Origin of the sequence: Gimesia alba (assembly GCF_007744675.1) — a bacterium.
GTDB lineage: Bacteria > Planctomycetota > Planctomycetia > Planctomycetales > Planctomycetaceae > Gimesia > Gimesia alba.
In genome coordinates this window covers 3,782,553-3,803,948 of record NZ_CP036269.1, presented here as the reverse complement: position 1 = coordinate 3,803,948, position 21,396 = coordinate 3,782,553, and the positions used below count along the sequence as shown (strand labels likewise).

Below are 21,396 nucleotides of genomic sequence, written 5' to 3'. Positions count from 1 at the left end.
TTATTTGAGGCCGTATCTTGGCGAATTGGGCCTGAAGTTGCAAGAGATAATCCGTTTTCCAGACAACTTCCCGCTATTTTCCAGTAAGAAACCGGAGATTCAGGGGGCTGACGTTGTGGAATTATCGAGTTTCAGCTCTTTAGCAGCCATTTCTGGGTCATTAGACAGGTAAGCCCAATAAGGGTTGTCTTTAGGGCGGAATTCCCGTTCCTGTTGACCGAATTCATCGCCGGGCCGCCAATACTGTTGCACAAGTATTTTTCGCCGGATCTGCTTCTTACCATCGGGACCATCCACAATTTTGTAACCATTGGAGAGCCCTGAGAACAGGAGTGTGAAATAATCAGTGCTGGGGTCCACGCCCGTCCAGGCACAAACACCATAGATGGCCTGTTCCTCTTTTGAGTCGGCAGGAGTGACAGGGGGTAATTCTCCAATAATGTCGACTGCGTTCTTAAATTCTCGTCGTTCCCGCTTGTTGATAATAGCTTCGGCTTCCGGCAGAATCTGGTTAGGGTAGATTTTCTCCTGGCCGTTGTCGTTTGTGATCAGGGTAATTTCGGGAACAAACAGTGCTGGTCCTGGCGGGGGAACTTCGTCATTTTCAGGAGTAAATTCATCTTTATCGCTCGGACGTTCAATCGACCTCAGCACACACTTGTAAACAATATACCAGACCAGCGTTTTTTCTTTTTTACCGGTCTTGGGGTTAGTCAAATCCATGCGGACCATTCGCATCGGTTTGAAGGTCGCATCCAGCACCCACAATGATTTCTGAGCGGCACGTTCTTCACCAGTGGCCGCGATGTCGGCTTTAATCGTGAAACCACGAGTCAAAGTCCGTTGTTGAGCAAAGCTCTGGTTGCCGACAGAAGTGAGAACCAGACAACCACAAAACAGGGCTGCCAGAACAGATTGTCGCAAAGAAAAACGCATGAATTACCCCAGGGCTGCTGACGATTCAATAGTGTGTATTGTTTTTGAAAGTCTCAGTATATCGACTCTCTGATCGAGATTCCTGCAAAAGATTGCCGAATCAAAGAGAAATTCAGAGAGAGTGGAAACAATTTGGCTTCCAGCCAAGATACGGATCACCAAAACCTGAACATGCACACAAGAACAGACACTCCTGTTCTTGCTGCAGCGCAATCAAGTCTGATTCGCCAATATTGACTATATCAGTGGTTTGAATGGGTGGTCAAGATCTTGATTTATGATCTCAGTGAATTCATCGGCAAAATCAGGCTAGAACTGTGGTTCGAGCCACCTATCAGGCCATTTCTTGCCCTTCTGGAGCTGACGGAAGTCCGAAGAAAACGAAAGGACGAATCAACGCCCCATTGATCGAGCCGGAGAAAAAAGGGATAAGCGGCATAACTGGTATAAACGGCCGATACGCGGCACACCATTCCCGATGCATCTGGCTTAATTCAGGTCATGCCCAGTCAGTTGATGTTCAATTTCATCGGCGTGCTGTGCCACCGCCATCACACTCTTGCGGATATCTTCCGCATCGACCGAAGAGCGGGGGAAGGTATCAATCATGACGAACTTGGATTCGCCGTTGACTTCACGAATGGAAATCCCGCCGTGTGAGATTTCTGCATTTAACCTGAGTGCTTCTTCGTAGTATTCTGGTTGCGCATTGCAACAGGTGCTGTAAATCAACAGGAGCCGCTCATGCATCTGATGATCACTTGGTTCAATAAAAACCGTCTGTTTTCTTTTCGCAGCTTGTCTGACTTCCAAAATGTATTGTGCCCCGTCTCTGATCCAGGAGACACTCTTATTGTTGCCAAATGCCTCATGCAGCATTGCCTCAATATTCTGTGCCTGCCCCAGTACCGCGTTCAGATAGAGTGCCGCCATGAAACCATTTTGAAATCGATTGGCAGGACTCTTGTCCAACATCAACGAAACACATTCTGATATTTCCAGGGGAATCTCAGAGCAGAAATCGCGCACGCTTGGTGCAGGCTGAGAAGTGACATTCTGAATCAGAGAATTAAAATTCTGTCCACGATGAGGAAGTTGCCCGGTCAACAAGACAAAAAAGCAGACTCCCAGCGAGTACACATCGGATGTCGCGGTAGCAGGGCTCCCCTGAAATAACTCGGGAGCCATAAAATTAGGGGTACCAGCCAGATACTGTTGTGATGAATCGCAGTCGTCTGCCGTGATCCGCTTCGCGAGTCCAAAATCAGCAATCTTGGGAACGCCGGAACTTGTCAGCAGGATATTTTCCAGTTTCAAATCCTGATGGATAATTCCCTTGGCATGTGCCGTTCCCAGACCAGACGCCACCTGTGCAATCAACGATGTCGCGTGCAGCGGGCTCAAAGGCCCATCTTCGCGAACCACGCGACCTAACGCACGACCGGCAATCAACTCCATTTCCAGAAAACGATAACCTCGTTCTTCCCCAATCGCATGAGCTGTGACAATATTCGGATGGTTCAAAGTCGCGACGGCACGGCCTTCATGCAAAAAACGTCTGACGTAATCCGGATCACGTTCGGCCAGCCTTGGCTTGAGAATTTTCAGAGCACAGCGTCTTCCCAGATCATGGTGTGTCGCCAGATACACCATTCCCATACCACCACGACCAATCAGCGACTGGCATTGATAGACATGCAAGTCAGTACCGGAAATTGGATCATCCAGATCGTTCTCATCTGGCAGTTGCTCGGAATTCCGTCCCGCCAGATCGTGAGTCACGATGGTTTCCTCTAAATCGGAAACCGATACTCCATCTACTTTAGCACCACACACAGGACAGCTCTCGACTCCCGCTTCTTGAAAGAAGGTCGAATTGCAATTGGCGCAATACTGCAGCTGGCAGTTGTGATCGGCTGTGTCAGCTTCGAGATCTTGATCTGGTAACATTTCTTCTGATACTTGCTCGACAGAACAGATAGCATCTGTAGTAAATGACTCGTTCATTGATTTGGCCCTGTAAATATCATACCCGGTTTTGAGGTAAAAGCGACAACGAGTTTTCTCAAGAAGGGATTGCTGCACTGTCTCATTCGTCCTGAATTACCCAATATTCGCAACGAATCTCATTTTTCCTGAAAAAAACTCGAATTCGCACTTCTGAAATGCGACTATAAAGACATAGACTGAACGGGAAGGGGCTGATGTGCTATTTCATAATATCAGGGACCCTATACCTTTTGACTGTTAGAGCTTACGTCGACTACACCGTTTTAGTCATGCCGAAACAGTCAACCAACCAACTACCCTGAAACAGAGTTTCTCTATGGCAGCTCCTGAAAACAGACCTTCTGACGATCCGGAATCCGAATTATCGAATCTGGAATTTCTGGACAGCGATGATTCTGAAAATGCAGGCACAACTTCGGACTCAGACAATGCCGCAACCGAGATCGAGCAGGTATTCCAGGATGCCATTCAGGTCGCTCACTTAGAAGATCAGACGCAGTTGCCCACACATCTTCGACCACCGGGCCCCGGTTTGCTTGAATCCATTTGTTGGATGTTTGGTGTTTTTGGTGCGCATTTCGCCGGCATCATGCTCTTTATCGTCGGCGCTTTCATTTATTTGATGATGACGACCAATCTGGGGCAGGATGCTGTCACAATTCAAAAAAATCTCACGCAGTTTTTTGAAAGTCACCCCATAGAGATGGCAGGAGTGGAGCAGGGGATTTTTGTGTTAATCGCCATGGCTGCCATTGGATTGCGATTGAGAAAAGGGATTTTAGCAAAAGTCAATTTACAGCCCTTTGCAATCTCGACCGGTCTCCTGTTATTCATTTCTGTCATACCCCTTTCCATGCTCTCGGGAGAATTTTACCGCATCGCCTTTGAAGCCTGGAGTACGTTCTCCGAACAGCTCCCTTTCTTGAAACGGTTCAACGAACTGCAAACAATGGAAATGGTCAAGCAGATGGCTGAAAACAGTCCTCTCTGGGCGCTGGTTCTGGTGATTGCGGTTTTCCCGGCTATTGGTGAAGAAATTGTCTTTCGGGGCGTGATTGGTCGCGGACTTTTAGCACGCTGGGGACTGATCCCGGGGATTGTCATTACGTCGATCATGTTTGGAATCGTGCATGTCCACCCTGCACATGTCTTCGCAGTCATTCCCTTAGGCATGTTTATGCATTTTGTGTACTACGTCACACGGAGTTTCTGGGCGCCGGTGCTGGTCCATTTCCTGAATAATGCATTTGCCGTCTCCATGGCCAAAATGATCAGTGAGCTTCCGGAAAATGCCGCAAAACTGGGCGATGAAACACAGGCCGTCCACCCCCTGATTACTTTGACGGCGGCACTGTTTATTGCGGTCGTCTGCGTTTACTTATGGAAGACGCGCGCGAGATATGTCACCCCTACGGGCAGTGAATGGACCCCCGGTTACATTTCGAACGAACGACCGCCGTCCGGAACATCTGTCACGCTTGAACGAAAGCCCGCCGCCCTGGCTTTTTATCCCGGCTTGGCACTGCTTTATCTACTGTTCCTGGCGACGATGGGTATGTTTGGGCTGCAATAAGCGACCATCAATCGTGGACGTATACAGTCTTTGCTTTCCCTCTCAAAGCGTCTTCAAATACTCAAGAACAGCCCGTTTCTCTGACGGGTCCAGAGCGTTGGGATAGTCATGGCCACTCGCTGCTTTACCAAACTGCGAAGTATCAAAATAGCTTCGCTTTTGCTTGATCGATAAGTTCTCGGGCAACTCGGAAAACGTCGTAATTTCCAGGCCGACTTTCTGTTTATCGTAGCCGTTTTCGGTCCGTTTCCAGATTTGGGGACGTGCATCCGGATGCAAGACGTGCCACAACGTCGGCACCGATCCATTATGAAAATAAGGAGCCGACGCCCAGATGCCGTTCAACGGAGGCGCCACATATCCGCCCGGATCTTCTACCACGGGATCTTTTCCATACCGCGAGAGCCAGCTTTGATTCAAGGCGGCCCGATATGCGGGCGGCAACGATTGCAATCGCACCGGGTCCGTTTTCAGTTCCGCAATCGCGACCGTTTTCTCGGGATAGGCAGCATTCTCACCATAGGTACCATGACAGCGTGCACAATGATCATTGAACACCAGTTTTCCCCGGTGCGCCAGTGATTCATCAATGGGCCAGCGATAGCGGGGGGCTTCCAGTGATTCGATATACGCCAGAATGTCTTCAAAGTCGGCTTCCCACTGCTTGATCTTCTGCGCGTTGTTGCGGGGAATGAGGATAAACTGCATTAAGACGCGGTGATTCTTGGTCATGAACGCATCGGCATAAATTTTCTGTTTCCGCTTCACATTCCACCAGGCCGGCGGATCCATGTCATGATGCAATAGCTGGGGGACTTTGCGGGTGCGATCAAAATTCATATCGGGATCACGGAGGGAATCGAGCACCACGCCAAAGATCACCGAATTGGTGGTTCCATGCGTCGTCCCCAGAGGAATGCCCACTGCTGCCAGATCCAGATGACTCAATTTTTTCAACTGCTGTAGCTTAATCTTACTCACATCTTCCGTCAGTGTATGCAAAGCAACATGGCTGTTGGGGGCCCCCGGAATCACGGTTCCCGCCACTTTTCCGCCATGACAGTTGAAACAGTTCATGACCCATTTCTGCTCTGGTGTGACTACATATCCCAGTGGAGACGATTCCGAATCAGGGCGGTGCATGATCCCATAATACGAATAGATCATTTCACGGCGTTCTTCGGGAGACGCCTGCTCTGCTTTGGTGCGCTGTTCTTGGGGCCAGACCTTCCAGAGATCTTCTAACACCGCCTGATCAAAATCGGGCGGCAAATAGGCTTTTGACGTCAAAATACGGTAACCGCGCTCGGCTGCGGTTTCTTCCGCTGACAGGGAACAGACACAGCTCAAAAACATCATCAAAACACAGATCAGCTGAACTCGATTTCGCATAGACGCATGGCTCTTCATATGTGATCAGGGCAGGAATGGAAATAACGTCTTGGTGTTTTCTTCTGTTAATGGAGAGCCGTATTCACAAGGCTCAAACGCTTCTATCAATTGAATCTCGTTGCCTCGTTTTTCTCCGTAGGTTTGAATAATCAAATCACGATAGCGGTCTGCCAGAGGAGCAATACGGGCCTTCATTTTTTCGCTGAGCCAGGCTTTCCGTTTCGACTCGTCAGCAGGCACTTCCTCTTCGTAAAAATGATTATAAGGCAGCCAGTCATAAAACTGGGAACGATGGCTATCCAGAGCATCGACCAGTCGATCCCAAACCGGTTCCACATCAACCACTACGGTGGGAGAGAAGGGGTAGGGGCGCGTGAAATGATCTGAGAGGTAAGCAATCACGGGGTTGGTGCGCAATGCAGGAACATCGGGCACGATGGGAGGCACCGTGACCATATAGGCCGCGTCGCAGACCAGCTGCGAGGTATAGCGGTGATCGGGATGATAATCATTGGGGCGATGAGTCAAAATCAGATCAGGCTGAAACGTGCGGATCAGCCGAATGATTTCAAATCGTGCTTCAATGGTGGGCTGCAGATACCCGTCCCGATTTTGCATGACCTCATATTCAACTCCCAGCGATTTCCCTGCGGCAGCCGCTTCTGCGCGACGAATGTCCGCCAGTTCAGCCCCGGAAAGCCGCTGATGGCCCGATTCGCCGTTCGTCACACTGACAAATTTCACCGTATGCCCGGCTTGTTGATACAAGGCAGCTGTGCCCCCCGCCTTGATGTCGCAATCATCAGGGTGAGCGCCAAAAACCAGGATTCGCAATGATTGATCTGCCATAGAGTTCTAAACCTTCACACAATTATATAGAATAATAGCAACTTGACGAGGATCTTTTTTCGTCAACAATAGTACTAACGTTGTACCGGAAGAGTTTCAGATTCTCCAGTATAAGTCGAACAATGTCTTGAACTTTTGATGGCGACCTCTTGTCCGTACAACAAGTTAAGATTTGAATGATTGATTTTTTGAGGGCCTGCGCCAATGTCATTGCCAACGATTGATAACAACGAAGAAGTCTATGAAGATCCTCTTGATCTGATGGATGAAATTGACGCTCTCAAAAAAGAAAAAGATGCGACGCTACTGGCACACTTCTATATTGAAGGCAATATCCAGGAAATTGCGGATTTTACAGGTGACAGTCTGAAACTGGCCCGGGATGCCGTCAAAGTAGAGACATCGACAATTGTCTTCTCGGGCGTGCATTTTATGGCGGAATCGACCAAGATTCTGAGCCCGGAAAAGACGGTCCTCCTGCCCGATATGCACGCCGGCTGCTCTCTGGCAGACAGTTGCCAATATGGCGACCTGCTTCAGTTCCAGGAAAAACTGCGCGCAGAAGGACGCGATTTTGAAACCGTTGCCTATATTAACACCACGGCCAAAGTCAAAAGCCTGTGCGACTGGATCGTGACCAGCGGCAATGCACGCGAAATCATCGACCGCGTTCCTGAAGGGAAAGAAATTCTATTTGTTCCCGACCAACACCTGGGGCGTTACCTGCAGGAAGTCACGGGACGGAAGATGATTCTCTGGCCCGGCTCCTGTATGGTCCACGAGATTTTCAGTGTGCAGGATCTGCTGCGTGCGAAAAAGAACAATCCCGGCTCGATCGTGTTAGCGCACCCCGAGTGTCCGCACCGTATTCTGGAAGTGTCTGATTTCATCGGCGGTACGGAGAAGCTGCGACAATACGTCATGTCAATCAAAGAACCCGGAACCTTTCTGGTTGCCACCGAAGCGAATATGATTCATCCGCTGCACAAGTCGGCACCTCAGCATACCTTTCTCCCGGTCCCCGGAATTATGTCTTCCACCGGTGAAACCTGTGCCTGCAACCGCTGCCCGCACATGGCGCTGAATACTCTGCAGAAAGTCCGTGACTGCCTGAAATACGGTAAACCCGAAATTGAATGGCAACCCTACTTTGACAAAGCAAAAGAAGTGCTGGAACGCAGCCTGCTGCAGTAGGCATCGAATCCCACAGTTGCACACAAGACCTGCTTATTCACTAAGCAGGTCTTCTTTTTTCTGCCCGGAAAACAGACTGGACAATCGGTCTATTGAATATTTTTTGAGCCACAAAAAAGACATCTTCCTCCTCTAAATCGAGTGAATTTCGCCTTCTAAGGCTGGCGAACCCACTTTCTAAAGATAGTTGACTTATTTTCTGGCACGTGCTTTGCCTTTCAACTATTTCAACAAATTCAACCTCTGCTGATCATGCATCATTGGAGAGTGGGCCACTCTGATCTCTTCTGCGCTTTCAGGAGATTCAGTCATGAAAATAGAGAATTAACACAACTATCATTCACAACTGAAAGCCACTAAAAAATCGACCCATTTTTTGTGCAAGCTATTCGAGCCGCGCTCCCCTCCTCAGCTTGTAGAAGAGATCCAGGCTGATCCAAACGGCTCTTCTTCTTTTTCGATTTAAAACACTGTGATCGCATTGCGCGCAATGGATTTCAATCTATTTATTAGAAGAGAAGGCACTGAGACAGCCCCCTCAAAGAGAACCAGCTCAAGAAAGCCTTTACGAAATGGACATTCCAAACAAAGCAACCAGAATCAATCTGTTTAATTTTACGACGCCTCAGATGCGGGCATTTCATATGTCCTGGTTCGCCTTCTTTCTCTGTTTCTTTGCCTGGTTTGGAATTGCCCCGTTGATGAAAGTCGTACGGGAAGAAATGCTGCTGACAAAAGAGCAGATCGGCTGGTGTATTATCGGCTCGGTTGCCATCACGGTCATCGCCCGCCTGTTTATTGGCTGGCTCTGTGATCATATTGGTCCGCGGCTGGCTTACACTTGGCTGTTGGTGCTGGGCGCCATCCCCGTGATGGGCATTGGTTTCGCCCATGACTATACCACATTTCTGATTTTCCGAATTGCCATTGGTGCGATCGGTGCCTCGTTTGTCATCACTCAATATCACACTTCCGTCATGTTCGCACCGAATTGTGTGGGAACAGCAAACGCGACCACGGCCGGCTGGGGTAACCTGGGTGGCGGTGTGACTCAAATTATCATGCCCCTGATTTTCACGATGTTCATCGGCATCTTCGGGTTCAGTGAATCTCTTGGCTGGCGCGCCTCTATGTTCTTAGCCGGGCTAGTCTGTGCTTTGACGGGCGTCGCTTATTTCTTTCTGACACAAGACACCCCCGACGGGAATTTCAAAGACCTGAGAGCAGCAGGGAAATTACCACAAAAAGAAGAAAAGAAGGGCATGTTTTTAAGTGCCTGCAAAGACCATCGCGTGTGGGCATTGTTTGTGATCTACGGAGCCTGCTTCGGAATTGAACTCACAATCAACAATGTCGCGGCACTCTATTTTCTGGATTACTTTGATTACTTCAAGAATATGGATACCACGAAAGCCATTAAAATGGCCGGTCTGTTTGCCAGTATGTTCGGATTGATGAATATCTTTGCTCGAACTCTGGGCGGGGCCTTTGGTGATCGCTTCGGCAAAAAATGGGGGCTCAGCGGACGCGTCAAGTGGTTGTTCATCGCGATTTTCTGTGAAGGAATTGCTCTGATGGTCTTTTCACGGATGGATGTGCTGGCCATGGCATTACCAACTCTCATCGTCTTCAGCCTGTTCGTACAAATGTCGGAGGGAGCAACCTACTCGGTTGTCCCGTTTATCAATAAAAAAGCCCTCGGTCCTGTTTCCGGAATTGTGGGTGCGGGTGGAAATGCCGGGGCTGTGGCGGCCGGATTCCTGTTTAAAACTCAGGCCATCAACTGGCCTACGGCTCTGTTTATTCTGGGTGCCATCGTGACCAGTTGTGCGTTTCTGACATTCCTCGTTCGATTCAATGAAGAAACCGAAGAAGAGGCTCGTCTGGCAACAGAATCCGCGATCACCCTCAAAACGGGAGAGAAAGAACTGGCGGCATCAATGGGGAATTAGTTCCCCACCGATACCGCGTTATAATAAAAAAAGTGCTCTGATTTAAAGGTGGACCTCTCTGTGATTCAGCGAAATTCTGAACAAAAGAAAAGTGTAGTTGTAATTGGTAACGGCATGGTCGGCTTGCGGTTTTGCGAGCAACTCATCGAGAAAGACCAATCACAGGAATATAAAATTGTCACGTTTTGCGAAGAACCCCGGGCCGCGTATGACCGGGTCGGCTTAACACAGTTTTTTGCCCATAACGATGCCGAAAAGCTGATGCTGGCCCGCAAAGAATGGTATGCGGAAAATAACATCGACCTACATCTGGCCGACCGGGCAGTCAGTATTGACCGCGAAAATAAAAAGATCCGCTCCCAAAAGGGAGTCGAAATTCCTTATGATAAAGTGGTCATCGCGACCGGCTCTTATCCATTTGTGCCAACGGTCCCCGGAATTAAAAACCGGGGCGTTTTCGTTTATCGAACGATCAACGACCTGGAATTAATCATTGACTACGCGTCCCACTCCAAGAAAGCCGCCGTCATTGGTGGAGGACTGCTTGGTCTGGAAGCAGCCAAGGCGGCTCTGGACCTGGGACTCGAAACACACGTTCTGGAATTCGCGCCCCGACTTATGCCTCGTCAGATTGATGATGCGGGCTCCAAGATTCTGGTTCAGAAAATTGAAGAACTGGGAGTTCAAGTCCATCTGAATAAAGCCACCGACGAAGTTCTGGGCGAAAACAAAGTCACGGGAATTCGGTTTCAGGATGGGGAAGAGCTGGACCTCGACATGATCATCGTCTCGGCTGGAATTCGTCCCCGCGATGAACTGGCGCGCGAGTGCGATTTGGAAGTGGGTGAGCGGGGCGGCATTCTGGTAAATGATTATCTGCAAACTTCCGATCCGGATATTTACGCGGTCGGTGAAGTCGCGCTGCACTCCGGTATGGTCTATGGACTGGTTGCACCCGGCTATCAAATGGCCGAAGTGGCGGCGACGCATTTATGCCAAAGTGGTGAAGCAAACTTCACAGGCAGTGACCTCTCTACAAAATTAAAATTGATGGGCGTCGATGTGGCCAGTTTTGGCGACTACGAAGCCGATCCGGCTTCTACAAAATGTCTGACCTTCGAAGATCCCTTCAAAGGCGTCTATAAAAAACTTGTTTTTAATACAGAGGGGACCAAGTTACTCGGTGGCATTCTGATCGGCGACGCATCTGATTACGGCAGCCTTTCGATGCTAGCCAAATCGGAAGATCTTTTGCCCTGCAGTCCTCACGAACTTGTGGTCGGCGCGGGAGGTGGCATTCCTGGTGGGAGTGCCGCTGACATGCCTGACGAAGCGCAGATCTGCTCCTGTAATAATGTCACCAAAGGACAAATCTGTACGGCGATTCAAGACGAAAGTTTAACCTCGGTCGATCAAGTCAAAGCCTGCACCAAAGCGGGAGCAGGCTGTGGGGGCTGTCTGCCTCTGGTAACCGATGTCTTTAAAGCAGAAATGGCGGCGTCCGGCATCGTTGTGAATAATCACCTCTGCGAACACTTCGAATATTCGCGGACGGAATTATTCGACATCATCAAAATCAAAAAGCTGCAAACCTTTGCCGCTGTGATCGCTGAATGTGGTTCGGGCTCGGGCTGTGAAGTCTGTAAGCCCACTGTCGCTTCAATCCTTGCCAGCCTCTGGAATGATCACATTGTGGAGCATGCCAACCTGCAGGATACCAACGATCGTTTCCTGGCAAATGTACAACGCGGCGGTCTCTACTCGATTGTGCCCCGAGTCCCGGGTGGTGAAATCACACCTGAAAAATTGATCGTACTGGGAGAAGTCGCGAAGGAATACGGGCTTTATACGAAAATCACGGGTGGACAACGCGTCGACTTATTCGGCGCGGAAGTGCATGATCTCCCCGTAATCTGGGAAAAACTAATCAATGCCGGCTTTGAAAGCGGCCACGCTTACGGTAAAGCGCTGCGTACGGTTAAAAGTTGTGTTGGTACGACCTGGTGCCGCTACGGGGTCGGAGATTCGGTTGGTTTCGCAATTCGACTGGAAGAACGCTACCGTGGGATTCGTGCCCCGCATAAAATCAAAGGGGGCGTCTCGGGATGTGTGCGTGAATGTGCCGAAGCACAAAGTAAAGACTTTGGATTGATCGCCACCGAAAACGGCTACAACCTGTATATCTGCGGCAATGGCGGTTCAAAACCCCGGCACGCCGACCTGTTCGCATCTGACCTGGATGAAGAAACCTGTATCAAATATCTGGATCGTTTTCTGATGTATTATATCCAGACCGCTGACAAGTTAACCCGTACCGCAACCTGGCTGGATAAACTGGAAGGTGGCATCGAATATCTGCGAGAAGTTGTGATTGAGGACAAACTCGGAATCTGTGACGAGCTGGAATCGATGATGCAGTCACTTGTCGATACGTATCATTGTGAATGGAAAGAAGTCGTCGACAACCCTGAGAAACGGCGGCTGTTCGAGCAATTCGTGAATACCGATGCGCATCAGCCTTCAATCGAACTGATCCCGCAGCGCGGTCAACAGCGTCCTGTTGACTGGGAGCCGGACTTTATTCCGATTGACAACCTCAAACCGCCGAAAACTACTCACCAGGATGACAACGAGGAATTGAACTCTGAACCCCGGGAATGGATTCGCGTCGGCACCGTCAGCGACTTTCCTGCCGATAGTGGTTCGACGATCAAATATGGGAATTCCCAAATTGCCGTTTTTAACTTTACCAGTCGCGGCGAATGGTATGCCTGCCAGCAGATGTGCCCCCACAAAAAAGCCATGGTACTGTCACGAGGAATCATCGGCGATCAGCAGGGAATTCCCAAAGTCGCCTGCCCGCTGCACAAAAAAACGTTTTCTCTGGAAAATGGTGCCTGCCTGGGCGGCGAAGAACAGTATTCAGTCAATGTGTTTCAAGTTAAAATAGATGAACAGGAAAATGTGTATCTGGAACTGCCCGAAGAAAAAGTACTTGATGAATTATTGAGTCAGGTAGAATGTGCTGGCGCTCACTAAGCACAGGATTGAAGATGATCGATTCACAACAACAAGATTTCAAAAAACAAAACGAACAACTGGTTTCACTTCCCGTAATCGAAGTCATTCAGGAAGCAGAAGAGGTTCGTACGTTTCGGTTGGATAATCTGGCAGAGCAACTTGCTCCTCACAAGCCAGGCATGTTCGTGAAGATCTGCCTCAACATTAATGGAGCTAAAGTCTGGCGGAGTTTTTCGATCAGTTCTTCGCCGCTGCACCCGGAACGAATTGATCTCACCATTAAACGGAATCCACTGGGGCAGGTGGGAAATTATTTTTTTGACCACATCGGCCCCGGCAGCAACATACTTGTCAAAGGCCCGCTGGGGAAATTCTATTTTGATCCGCAAGAACATACCGAACCACTCGTGCTGTTGTGTGCGGGAATTGGGATCACTCCCATGATCAGCATGGTGCGTTATCTGAAAGAAGCAGAACTCAACAATCCCTGTTACTTATTTTATGGCGCCCGAACTCACAACGATATTATCTTTGATGAAGAAACCAGGTCGCTCATTACGGAATTGCCCGACTTCCATTATTTCCTGACGCTTTCCCAACCCGCGCCACACTGGCTTGGTTACTGTGGTTATCTCAATTCTGATTTCGTTTTGTCAAAAATCCCCCAGGTCCAGATGTCTCGTTTCTTCCTGTGTGGCCCCCGACGATTCAATCAGGACTTTGAAATCAGCCTGTTAGAAAACGGCGTCCCACATGAAATGATTCACAGCGAGCAATTTCACAAAAACCGAAAGCCTAAATAAACAGACATGAATTTCAACGCTGAGGGAAACAATCAGAACGTTCCATTTGACCTGGACGAAGCGACGACACTTCCAGAAGGAAATGCATCCTGTCATACAGAACTGAATCTGATTGCACAACTGCTGCAGGAACAGCAGACTTTAACAGCCGTTGATCAATTTGCGAAACGCTATGAAGCACAATCCATCCCCGCTCAATCACGCTATTATGCCGACCTGATTCCATCGGGCGCGCCGCAGTCAGGCGAACAATATGGATTTCAAGTCGATCTGGATCGCTGTTCCGGCTGTAAAGCCTGTGTCACGGCCTGCCATTCACTAAATGGACTGGACGAACATGAGACATGGCGCGATGTCGGCTTACTGATTGGGGGATCGAATCAGGCCCCCATTTATCAGCATGTCACCACCGCCTGTCATCATTGTCTGGAACCCGCCTGTATGCATGCGTGTCCGGTGAATGCTTATGAAAAAGACCCGCAAACGGGAATTGTAAAGCATCTCGACGATCAATGTTTTGGTTGTCAGTATTGCACCTTGGCTTGCCCGTATGATGTCCCCAAATACCAGAGCCAGAAAGGTATTGTGCGCAAATGCGATATGTGCAGCCAACGCCTGGCAGACGGGGAAGCTCCCGCGTGTGTGCAGGCCTGTCCACATCAGGCGATTTCCATTGAAATCGTCAATCAGGAACAGGTCATTGCCGATTCAGAACTCAATTCCTTTCTGCCGGCGGCTCCTGATCCACAACACACATTTCCAACGACGACTTATAAATCGAAAAAACCGTTTCCCCGAAATGTCTTACCCGCCGATTACTATTCTGCCAGCCCCCAGCATGCCCACCTGCCGTTGGTGATCATGCTGGTGCTGACCCAGCTTTCGGTCGGTGCGTTTCTTACCGGCTCGGCGCTGGAATATTATCTCAGCGGTGAAACCACAGCCGTGATGACTCGAATTCAAGCGACAAGTGCCCTGTTCTTTGGCTTAGTCGCATTGGGGGCCAGCACATTACATCTGGGCCGCCCTCTGTATGCCTTTCGTGGTATCTTAGGTTTGAAACATTCCTGGTTGAGCAGAGAAATCCTCGCCTTCGGTGCTTTCGCAAATCTGGCAATGATAGATGCCGCTTTGACCTGGGTCTCCACATCATCGTTTCCGGAATTGAAATCCTGGCAGCCTCTGACAGGACATATGGCGGAGGCAGTCGGCGTCGTTGGCATTTTCTGTTCGGTCATGATCTACGTCTTTACCAAACGCGAATTCTGGAGCATTGAATTGACGGCGATTAAGTTTTCTCTGACGGCCATCCTGTTGGGAATTGCATCGACCTGGTTAACTCTGTTTATTTTAGACATGAAGAACAACTCTCCCGAGTCAAATCGACTCATGGCAGAAGCAGGACCGCTTCTCTCCAAGGCCTTAATCATCACCACGCTGATTAAACTCGTCTTTGAAGCGTCAATATTCCGTTATCTGCTGCGTCGACAGAATTCACAACTCAAGCGTTCTGCTTTACTCATGAGTGGTGAACTGTCAAACGTCACTCTCGCCCGTTTTGCCTGCGGTATTCTGGGCGGCATTCTGATGCCGGCCTTCCTGTTGAATCATCAGACAGAGCCGCTTCCCAATATCACTCTGTGTATTATTGTCAGCATTTTATTTATCGCCTGTTTAATTGGCGAATTTTTAGAACGATACCTTTTTTTCTCCGCGGTAGCCGCTCCCCGCATGCCCGGAGTATTACGATAAAACTCCTTTGCCATACTGGAATCGATTTCATGTCAATCATCGATCGATCAAAACTGAATTCTCTGATCCATCAAAAAGAGGGACACCTGACCCGCGAGCTACTGCTCTCTCCCGGCGGGTTTGGTCTCGGTAAAGTCCCTGAAAAAAATCTCCCCGATGCCACAACACAAATGGTCTGCGGATTTTGTGGAACCGGTTGTAACCTGAATGTCCACTTGAAAGATGGGGAAGGTGTCTGCATCACTCCAACCACCGAATATCCCGTGAATCTGGGAATGGCGTGCCCCAAAGGCTGGGAAGCGTTATCGGTTCTCAAATCTCCCGATCGGGCAGTCAGCCCCTTAGTCAAGAAATCACCCAGTCATTGGGAACCGGTCGACTGGGATACCGCTCTGAGTCTCTTCTCGAGAAAATTTAAAGCAATCCAGGAACAACACGGGGCCGATTCCGTCGCTTTCCTGAGTACCGGCCAGATGGTCACCGAAGAAATGGCATTTCTGGGAGCACTTGCCAAATTCGGTATGGGCATGGTTCACGGCGACGGAAATACGCGTCAGTGTATGGCGTCTGCTGTGACTGCCTATAAACAATCATTCGGCTTCGATTCGCCTCCCTTCACGTACCAGGATCTGGAAGAGTCAGACGTGCTCGTTTTCGTTGGTGCCAATCCCTGTATCGCACACCCGATTATGTGGGAACGGGTCATGCGCAATCCTCACTCGCCGGAAATCATTGTCGTTGACCCACGCCGTACCGAAACGGCTATGCAGTCCACACTGCATTTGCAGATTGCTCCCAAATCGGATCTGCCGCTGTTTTATGGGATTGCGAATATTCTGATCGAACGCGGCTGGATCAACGAGGAATATATTCAGGCACACACGGACGATTTTGAAGCGTTTGTCACCCACGTCAAAGCTTATCCGATTGAACGGGTTGTTACCGAGACGGGGCTCAATCAGGAAACCATCGAACAGTTTGCCGAATTGATTCATTCCGGAAAGCGCGTTTCCTTCTGGTGGACGATGGGCGTCAATCAGAGTTACCAGGGCGTCCGTACGGCTCAGTCGCTCATCAATCTTGCGCTGATGACGGGAAACATCGGGAAACCAGGCACAGGCCCCAATTCGATCACCGGCCAGTGTAACGCAATGGGGTCCCGTTTATTCAGCAATACGACCAATCTGTTAGGTGGACATGACTTCCTGAATGAAGAACATCGTGCCAAGGTGGCAGATATTCTATCGATCCCCGTAGATCGCATCCCTGCGGAAAACAGTCTGCCTTATCATAAAATCATCGAAGGCATTCTGGCGGGCAAAATCAAAGGACTCTGGGTCATCTGCACGAATCCCGCGCACTCCTGGATCAACCAGGGACAGATTCGCGATATTTTGGATCGACTGGACTTTCTAGTGGTTCAGGATATGTACCATAACACAGAAACAGCACGGCACGCCGACTTAATCCTGCCCGCTGCAGGTTGGGGAGAAAAAGAGGGGACCTTCATCAATGCCGAACGCCGGATCGGTCGAGTCAAACGGGTAACCCGTGCGCCTGGTCAAGCGTTGTCTGACTTTTCGATCTTCAAATTGATCGCACAATACTGGGGTTGTGCGGATCTCTTTTCCGAGTGGAAGTCGCCGGAAGATGTTTTTCAAATCATGAAACAACTCTCGGCTGGTCAGCCCTGTGATTTTTCCGGGATTGAAGATTACGCGGAAATTGAAGAGCAGGGGGGCATTCAATGGCCGCTTACTGAAACGGCAGCGAAGCCGCCCGAACAACAGCGACGATTATTTGCCGATGGCCAGTTCTTCCACTCCAATGGACGGGCCCGATTCATGTATTCGGATCCAGTCAAAATGCCCGAGCCACCAAACGAGCAATATCCATTCGTGTTACTCACAGGCCGGGGAACGGCGTCTCAATGGCATACCCAAACCAGAACAAAAAATTCCGACGTTCTGCGCAAGCTCTATCCCAACCAAATCTACGTCGAAATGAATCCGCAGGATGCAGCACACTATTCCATCAAACCGAACGAGATGATCTTTGTCGAATCGCAACGGGGCCGCCTCAAAGCGAGGGCGTTTCTAACGCAGTCGGTCCAACCGAAACAGCTGTTTATTCCCATGCATTATGAAGAAACGAACCGACTGACGGACGCCGTCTTCGACCCGCATTCCAGCCAACCCTCGTACAAGTGTTGTGCTGTTCGCGTGGTCAAGAATTAGAAACAACTCAACGAACCTTCCAAAACTGCCTGCCTTTCCTTATCCCAGACTGATTCCGTCTACCTCACGCCTGGCACTTTAGTCTGATTATGCCTTTTCCCCGCCCAGCCTCAAAATAATTCGGCAGCAATCCCTAAAACCGGAGATTGTATCGAATTGCGCTACTACAACAGGTAGAAGACCGATACTCCTTAAAAGCACTTCGTGCATTACCAGACAGATAATGCGCGCTGCATGAGAGAAAAGATGATCTTGAGCACTCTTGATAAATCGATCGCGGTCTCGGTTTCATGTTGCAGCTCTAATGGTTCTGAAAAGCCAACACCAAACCCGACTTCGGGCTTGTCCCCCTCATCCATTGAATTGAATAAATCAGGCCAATGAATTTATTGAATACTCAATCCATGCAGCTCAAAGCATTTTTCTGCTGCTGCCTGCTGCTCTGCTCCACTCAATTGTTTGCTCAAGAAGCACCTGCCGCTCCTCCCGTTTGTGTAACCGAGGAAAGCCCCTGTGTTTCGGTCCCCGATTGCACTTCGTGTGTAACCGAGGTCAATTACTGGGTTGTCAGCAGCCGGTGTTGTATTCAGAAAAGTGAGTGTTGCTGTCCCTGTTGTGAATTTGATGTGTATCGTTCCAGCGAAGAGGGCTGTGTGACGGAATCCACATTTGACACAATGACTCAGGCCCTCGATCCCAATGCGCCGATATGCATCATGGTGCATGGTAGTTTTGTAAAGTGGGAAAGTGCCCTGACAGATGCTTATAACACCTATTTCTGGTTAAGAAACGCGGCACCACGCACGCCATTAAATGTGATCTTTTTCACCTGGCCCAGTGATGACCTGAAAACAAAGATCTTGCCCATTGATGTCAATATTCTGGGGAAACGGGCAGAATATAACGGCCATTACCTGGCACGATTGATCTCCGAATTGCCGCCGCATCACCAGATTAGCCTGCTGGGACACAGCCATGGTGCACGCACCGTTTCTTCGGCGTTGCATCTGATGGGAGGCGGCTCAATACAAGGCGTCTCACTCGCAGAGTGTGGCATTCACATCTGTTGTCGTTGCCGCCAGTTCCGCGCGGTTTTTGCTGCCGCTGCCATCAATCATAACTGGTTGAACCCGGGACAACGTTACGGCTGTGCCTTGAACTGCACCGACTGTCTGGTCAATCTTCGCAATAAAAAAGACCGCATCCTGCTGTTCTATCCGATTCTGGCCCCGATCTCCCGGCGTGCCTTGGCTCGTACTGGTTTCACCTGGCTTGATCGCCGGGCACTGGGTGACGAAGTTGACCGTGTGCATGACATTGACGTTTCCAAATGCGTCGGTGCCGGCCACATGTTCCCCAATTACTATAGCCACCCTGAAATCGCCGAAACGATTGTGCCTGCGATTTATTTCCGCCGGTAGCGTCTGAGAGACGTCCCTCTTCCGCCTGCCATTTTCACTTCACACATGAACTTTCAGCTGCCATTCATGATGGCTCTATTGCATACTTGAAGTGTATATTCGTCACTTCGTCCAGGGGAATTAGCCACTTCCAATGCCGATTTCCTCATTTCTTTTTTGCATAACGGCCTTCAGATGCTTATTCTTTCTGAGGATTTATGTGACCACGGCCACTTGATTCATGCCGTATCACAATGTCTGCACTAGACTTACACCCCATTTTCCTCAATCGAAGTTTTTAGAAATTTTGATGAGATTCTGAAAATAATTCAGGCAGGTCGCGCATCATGATTACTAAAAGCCGTGGTTTTGTTATGAGACGGGAGTAGAAATTGGCCACCGGTAAGGATGGCAAGCTCGCCCCCGAGATCGTCCATCAATTAGTCGAAACACATGCGGTTGAACTGCGCGCTTTTTTGATGGGGTTACTACGCAATCATGATCTGGTTGATGAAGTATTCCAGCTGACGTTTTCCAAGGCACTCCAATCGGGAGGGCAGTCAAAGGAAGAGACTCGTAAAGGCTGGCTATTTCGAGTGGCTTATCATGAATCGATGGCGTTACTCCGTCGCAATAAGATTCATAAAAAATCGCTGAACAACCTGTCTCACACAACCAATACATTCTGGACTGAGACGCCAGAGCAGGGGTTGTTAGAGAATGAGCATCGAGAACAAATCAGACAGGCTTTGAGTAACCTGCCTGAAAATCAACAGACTGTTGTCATTGCACGAATTTATCAGAATAAAACGTTTAACGAAATCGCTCAAGAATTCGGGCTTCCGCTGGGAACCGTGCTGACGCGCATGCGACTCGCGATTAAGACCTTGTCGAAGCAAATTGATCACCCCTCCGAGGATCCTTGAACTCGCATATTATTTAAGTTGGTTATTATGAAAAATCATTCCAGCAACGCAGCACCTGACAATGATCCCGTCGATCTGGACTGGGTCGCGTTTCAATACCTGTCGAATGAACTTTCTGAGCAGGAGTCAGAAGCCTTTGAGTTGCTGCTCTCGGAACGGCAGGAGGCCCGCGAAGCGTTGGCAACTGCGACGCAACTGCTGGCAGGACTGAAAACGCTGGGGCCCGTACCAACCGTCAGCTCTCCAACCACCTTCACAACGCAGTCAGCCCCCCATACACGCAGCACTGTTTTCTCGCGTACCCAACAATGGGTTCTGGTCAGTTGCGCAGCAATTCTCTTGCTGGCAGCCACGTTTCTGTTAAACAGACCAGTGGCTCAGGACACAACAACCACAACGCTCGCTCAAACAGAACCCTCTCAGGAAGACCTGGAACATGTGCTGGATCTCTGGTCGGAATCTGCTGAAGACAACAGTATCACCGTCGCCCTGAGTTCCAGTGCCGAACCGATCGATTTCGTCGATCAACCCAACGCCCTGGCAGAGAACCAGTCACTGGATATTCCTGAATGGCTTTATACCGCCGTCTCTCTCCCGGAAGAAAGTGTGAATTGATTTGATGTTATTAACTCATATGAAAATTCGAAATCTTTCCTGCCTGATCGCCGGACTGGTATTCTGCCTCTGCGGTTCACTGGTCTCTTTCGCGAGTGCAGAAAAACCAGCTCAGTCGGAAACCGTTTCGGTCTCGAAAGGCGACTCATCCAAAGGCAAACCATCCAAGTCAAGCGAAAAAATTCGCAAGAATTCCAGCCCTCTCAATGCGGAGCGGGAAAAACTGGCGCTCGACTTTGCAAAATCGCATCACCCGGAATTAGCAAAGCTGATTCAACGTCTCAAAAAACACAAACCCCGCGAATACAAACGCGCCATCCGTGATCTGGATAATACGCTCACCCGACTGGAACGTTTTAAAAATCGGGACGGTGAACGCTATCGGCTGACTTTGGAACGTTGGGAAATTGATTCCCGCATTCGTCTGCTGGCAGCCCGTGTTTCCGTGATGGGAAGTTCGAAAGATAAATCCGAATTAAAATCGCTGATTAAACAACGCGTCGATCTGCAGTTGGAATTATTAAAGCACGATCAAAAGCTGGCAGAAAAGCGGGTTCAAAAACTACAAAAATCCATCGAAGAGATCGAACAAAACCGAAACAAATTCGTTGATGCGGAATTTAATAAAATTAATCGCAGCATCAAAAAATCGGGTCAAAAAGACAAGAAACAAAAGTAAACGGATTACCCTTTGGCTGACATTATGTCGTCCCTTATGCAAGGTGTGTTATGAAAT

At 49.4% G+C, this 21,396-nt stretch carries 15 protein-coding genes; 11 read left to right on the top strand and 4 right to left on the bottom strand.

Translation table 11 applies throughout. From position 1 onward, the window contains the following. Positions 1–99: 99 nt before the first annotated feature. Entirely contained in the window at positions 100–936 is an 837-nt protein-coding gene (locus Pan241w_RS14290) for a hypothetical protein (RefSeq protein WP_145216885.1), read from the bottom strand. Between the two features lie 489 nt (positions 937–1,425). Then, on the bottom strand, positions 1,426–2,886 hold the full coding sequence (locus Pan241w_RS14285) for a serine/threonine protein kinase (protein ID WP_198000524.1): 1,461 nt from the start codon (positions 2,884–2,886) through the stop codon (positions 1,426–1,428). Between the two features lie 376 nt (positions 2,887–3,262). Here Pan241w_RS14285 and Pan241w_RS14280 point away from each other — a divergent pair, with 376 nt between their 5' ends. Then, complete coding sequence (locus Pan241w_RS14280; protein ID WP_145216880.1) at positions 3,263–4,519, top strand: CPBP family intramembrane glutamic endopeptidase; 1,257 nt, start codon at positions 3,263–3,265, stop codon at positions 4,517–4,519. Positions 4,520–4,561: 42 nt separating this feature from the next. Here Pan241w_RS14280 and Pan241w_RS14275 read toward each other — a convergent pair whose 3' ends face one another. Continuing rightward, entirely contained in the window at positions 4,562–5,911 is a 1,350-nt protein-coding gene (locus Pan241w_RS14275; protein ID WP_232107455.1) for a c-type cytochrome, read from the bottom strand. Between the two features lie 24 nt (positions 5,912–5,935). Further along, positions 5,936–6,760 carry a PIG-L deacetylase family protein gene (locus tag Pan241w_RS14270; RefSeq protein ID WP_145216877.1) on the bottom strand — a complete coding sequence of 275 codons (825 nt, stop codon included), beginning with the start codon at positions 6,758–6,760 and terminating at the stop codon, positions 5,936–5,938. 204 nt (positions 6,761–6,964) lie between these two features. Here Pan241w_RS14270 and nadA point away from each other — a divergent pair, with 204 nt between their 5' ends. The 10 genes from nadA (at position 6,965) to Pan241w_RS14220 (ending at position 21,339) form a co-directional block, all read left to right on the top strand. Continuing rightward, positions 6,965–7,954 carry a quinolinate synthase NadA gene (gene nadA, locus Pan241w_RS14265; RefSeq protein ID WP_145216874.1) on the top strand — a complete coding sequence of 330 codons (990 nt, stop codon included), beginning with the start codon at positions 6,965–6,967 and terminating at the stop codon, positions 7,952–7,954. Between the two features lie 572 nt (positions 7,955–8,526). Then, positions 8,527–9,906, top strand: a complete 1,380-nt coding sequence (locus tag Pan241w_RS14260) for an MFS transporter (protein WP_145216872.1) — start codon at positions 8,527–8,529, stop codon at positions 9,904–9,906. Between the two features lie 60 nt (positions 9,907–9,966). Further along, complete coding sequence (gene nirB / locus Pan241w_RS14255) at positions 9,967–12,945, top strand: nitrite reductase large subunit NirB (protein ID WP_145216871.1); 2,979 nt, start codon at positions 9,967–9,969, stop codon at positions 12,943–12,945. Positions 12,946–12,959: 14 nt separating this feature from the next. Beyond that, the gene (locus tag Pan241w_RS14250; RefSeq protein WP_198000523.1) at positions 12,960–13,730 is read left to right on the top strand and encodes a ferredoxin reductase; all 771 of its coding nucleotides are present in this window, start codon (positions 12,960–12,962) and stop codon (positions 13,728–13,730) included. A gap of 6 nt (positions 13,731–13,736) precedes the next feature. Continuing rightward, the gene (locus tag Pan241w_RS14245) at positions 13,737–15,482 is read left to right on the top strand and encodes a DmsC/YnfH family molybdoenzyme membrane anchor subunit (protein WP_145216865.1); all 1,746 of its coding nucleotides are present in this window, start codon (positions 13,737–13,739) and stop codon (positions 15,480–15,482) included. 29 nt (positions 15,483–15,511) lie between these two features. After that, positions 15,512–17,719 carry a molybdopterin oxidoreductase family protein gene (locus tag Pan241w_RS14240; protein WP_145216862.1) on the top strand — a complete coding sequence of 736 codons (2,208 nt, stop codon included), beginning with the start codon at positions 15,512–15,514 and terminating at the stop codon, positions 17,717–17,719. Positions 17,720–18,099: 380 nt separating this feature from the next. After that, the gene (locus tag Pan241w_RS14235) at positions 18,100–19,140 is read left to right on the top strand and encodes an alpha/beta hydrolase (protein WP_145216859.1); all 1,041 of its coding nucleotides are present in this window, start codon (positions 18,100–18,102) and stop codon (positions 19,138–19,140) included. A gap of 371 nt (positions 19,141–19,511) precedes the next feature. Beyond that, on the top strand, positions 19,512–20,045 hold the full coding sequence (locus tag Pan241w_RS14230) for an RNA polymerase sigma factor (protein WP_145216856.1): 534 nt from the start codon (positions 19,512–19,514) through the stop codon (positions 20,043–20,045). 27 nt (positions 20,046–20,072) lie between these two features. Then, the gene (locus Pan241w_RS14225; RefSeq protein ID WP_145216853.1) at positions 20,073–20,660 is read left to right on the top strand and encodes a hypothetical protein; all 588 of its coding nucleotides are present in this window, start codon (positions 20,073–20,075) and stop codon (positions 20,658–20,660) included. Positions 20,661–20,664: 4 nt separating this feature from the next. Continuing rightward, positions 20,665–21,339, top strand: a complete 675-nt coding sequence (locus tag Pan241w_RS14220; RefSeq protein WP_145216852.1) for a hypothetical protein — start codon at positions 20,665–20,667, stop codon at positions 21,337–21,339. Positions 21,340–21,396: the final 57 nt, after the last annotated feature.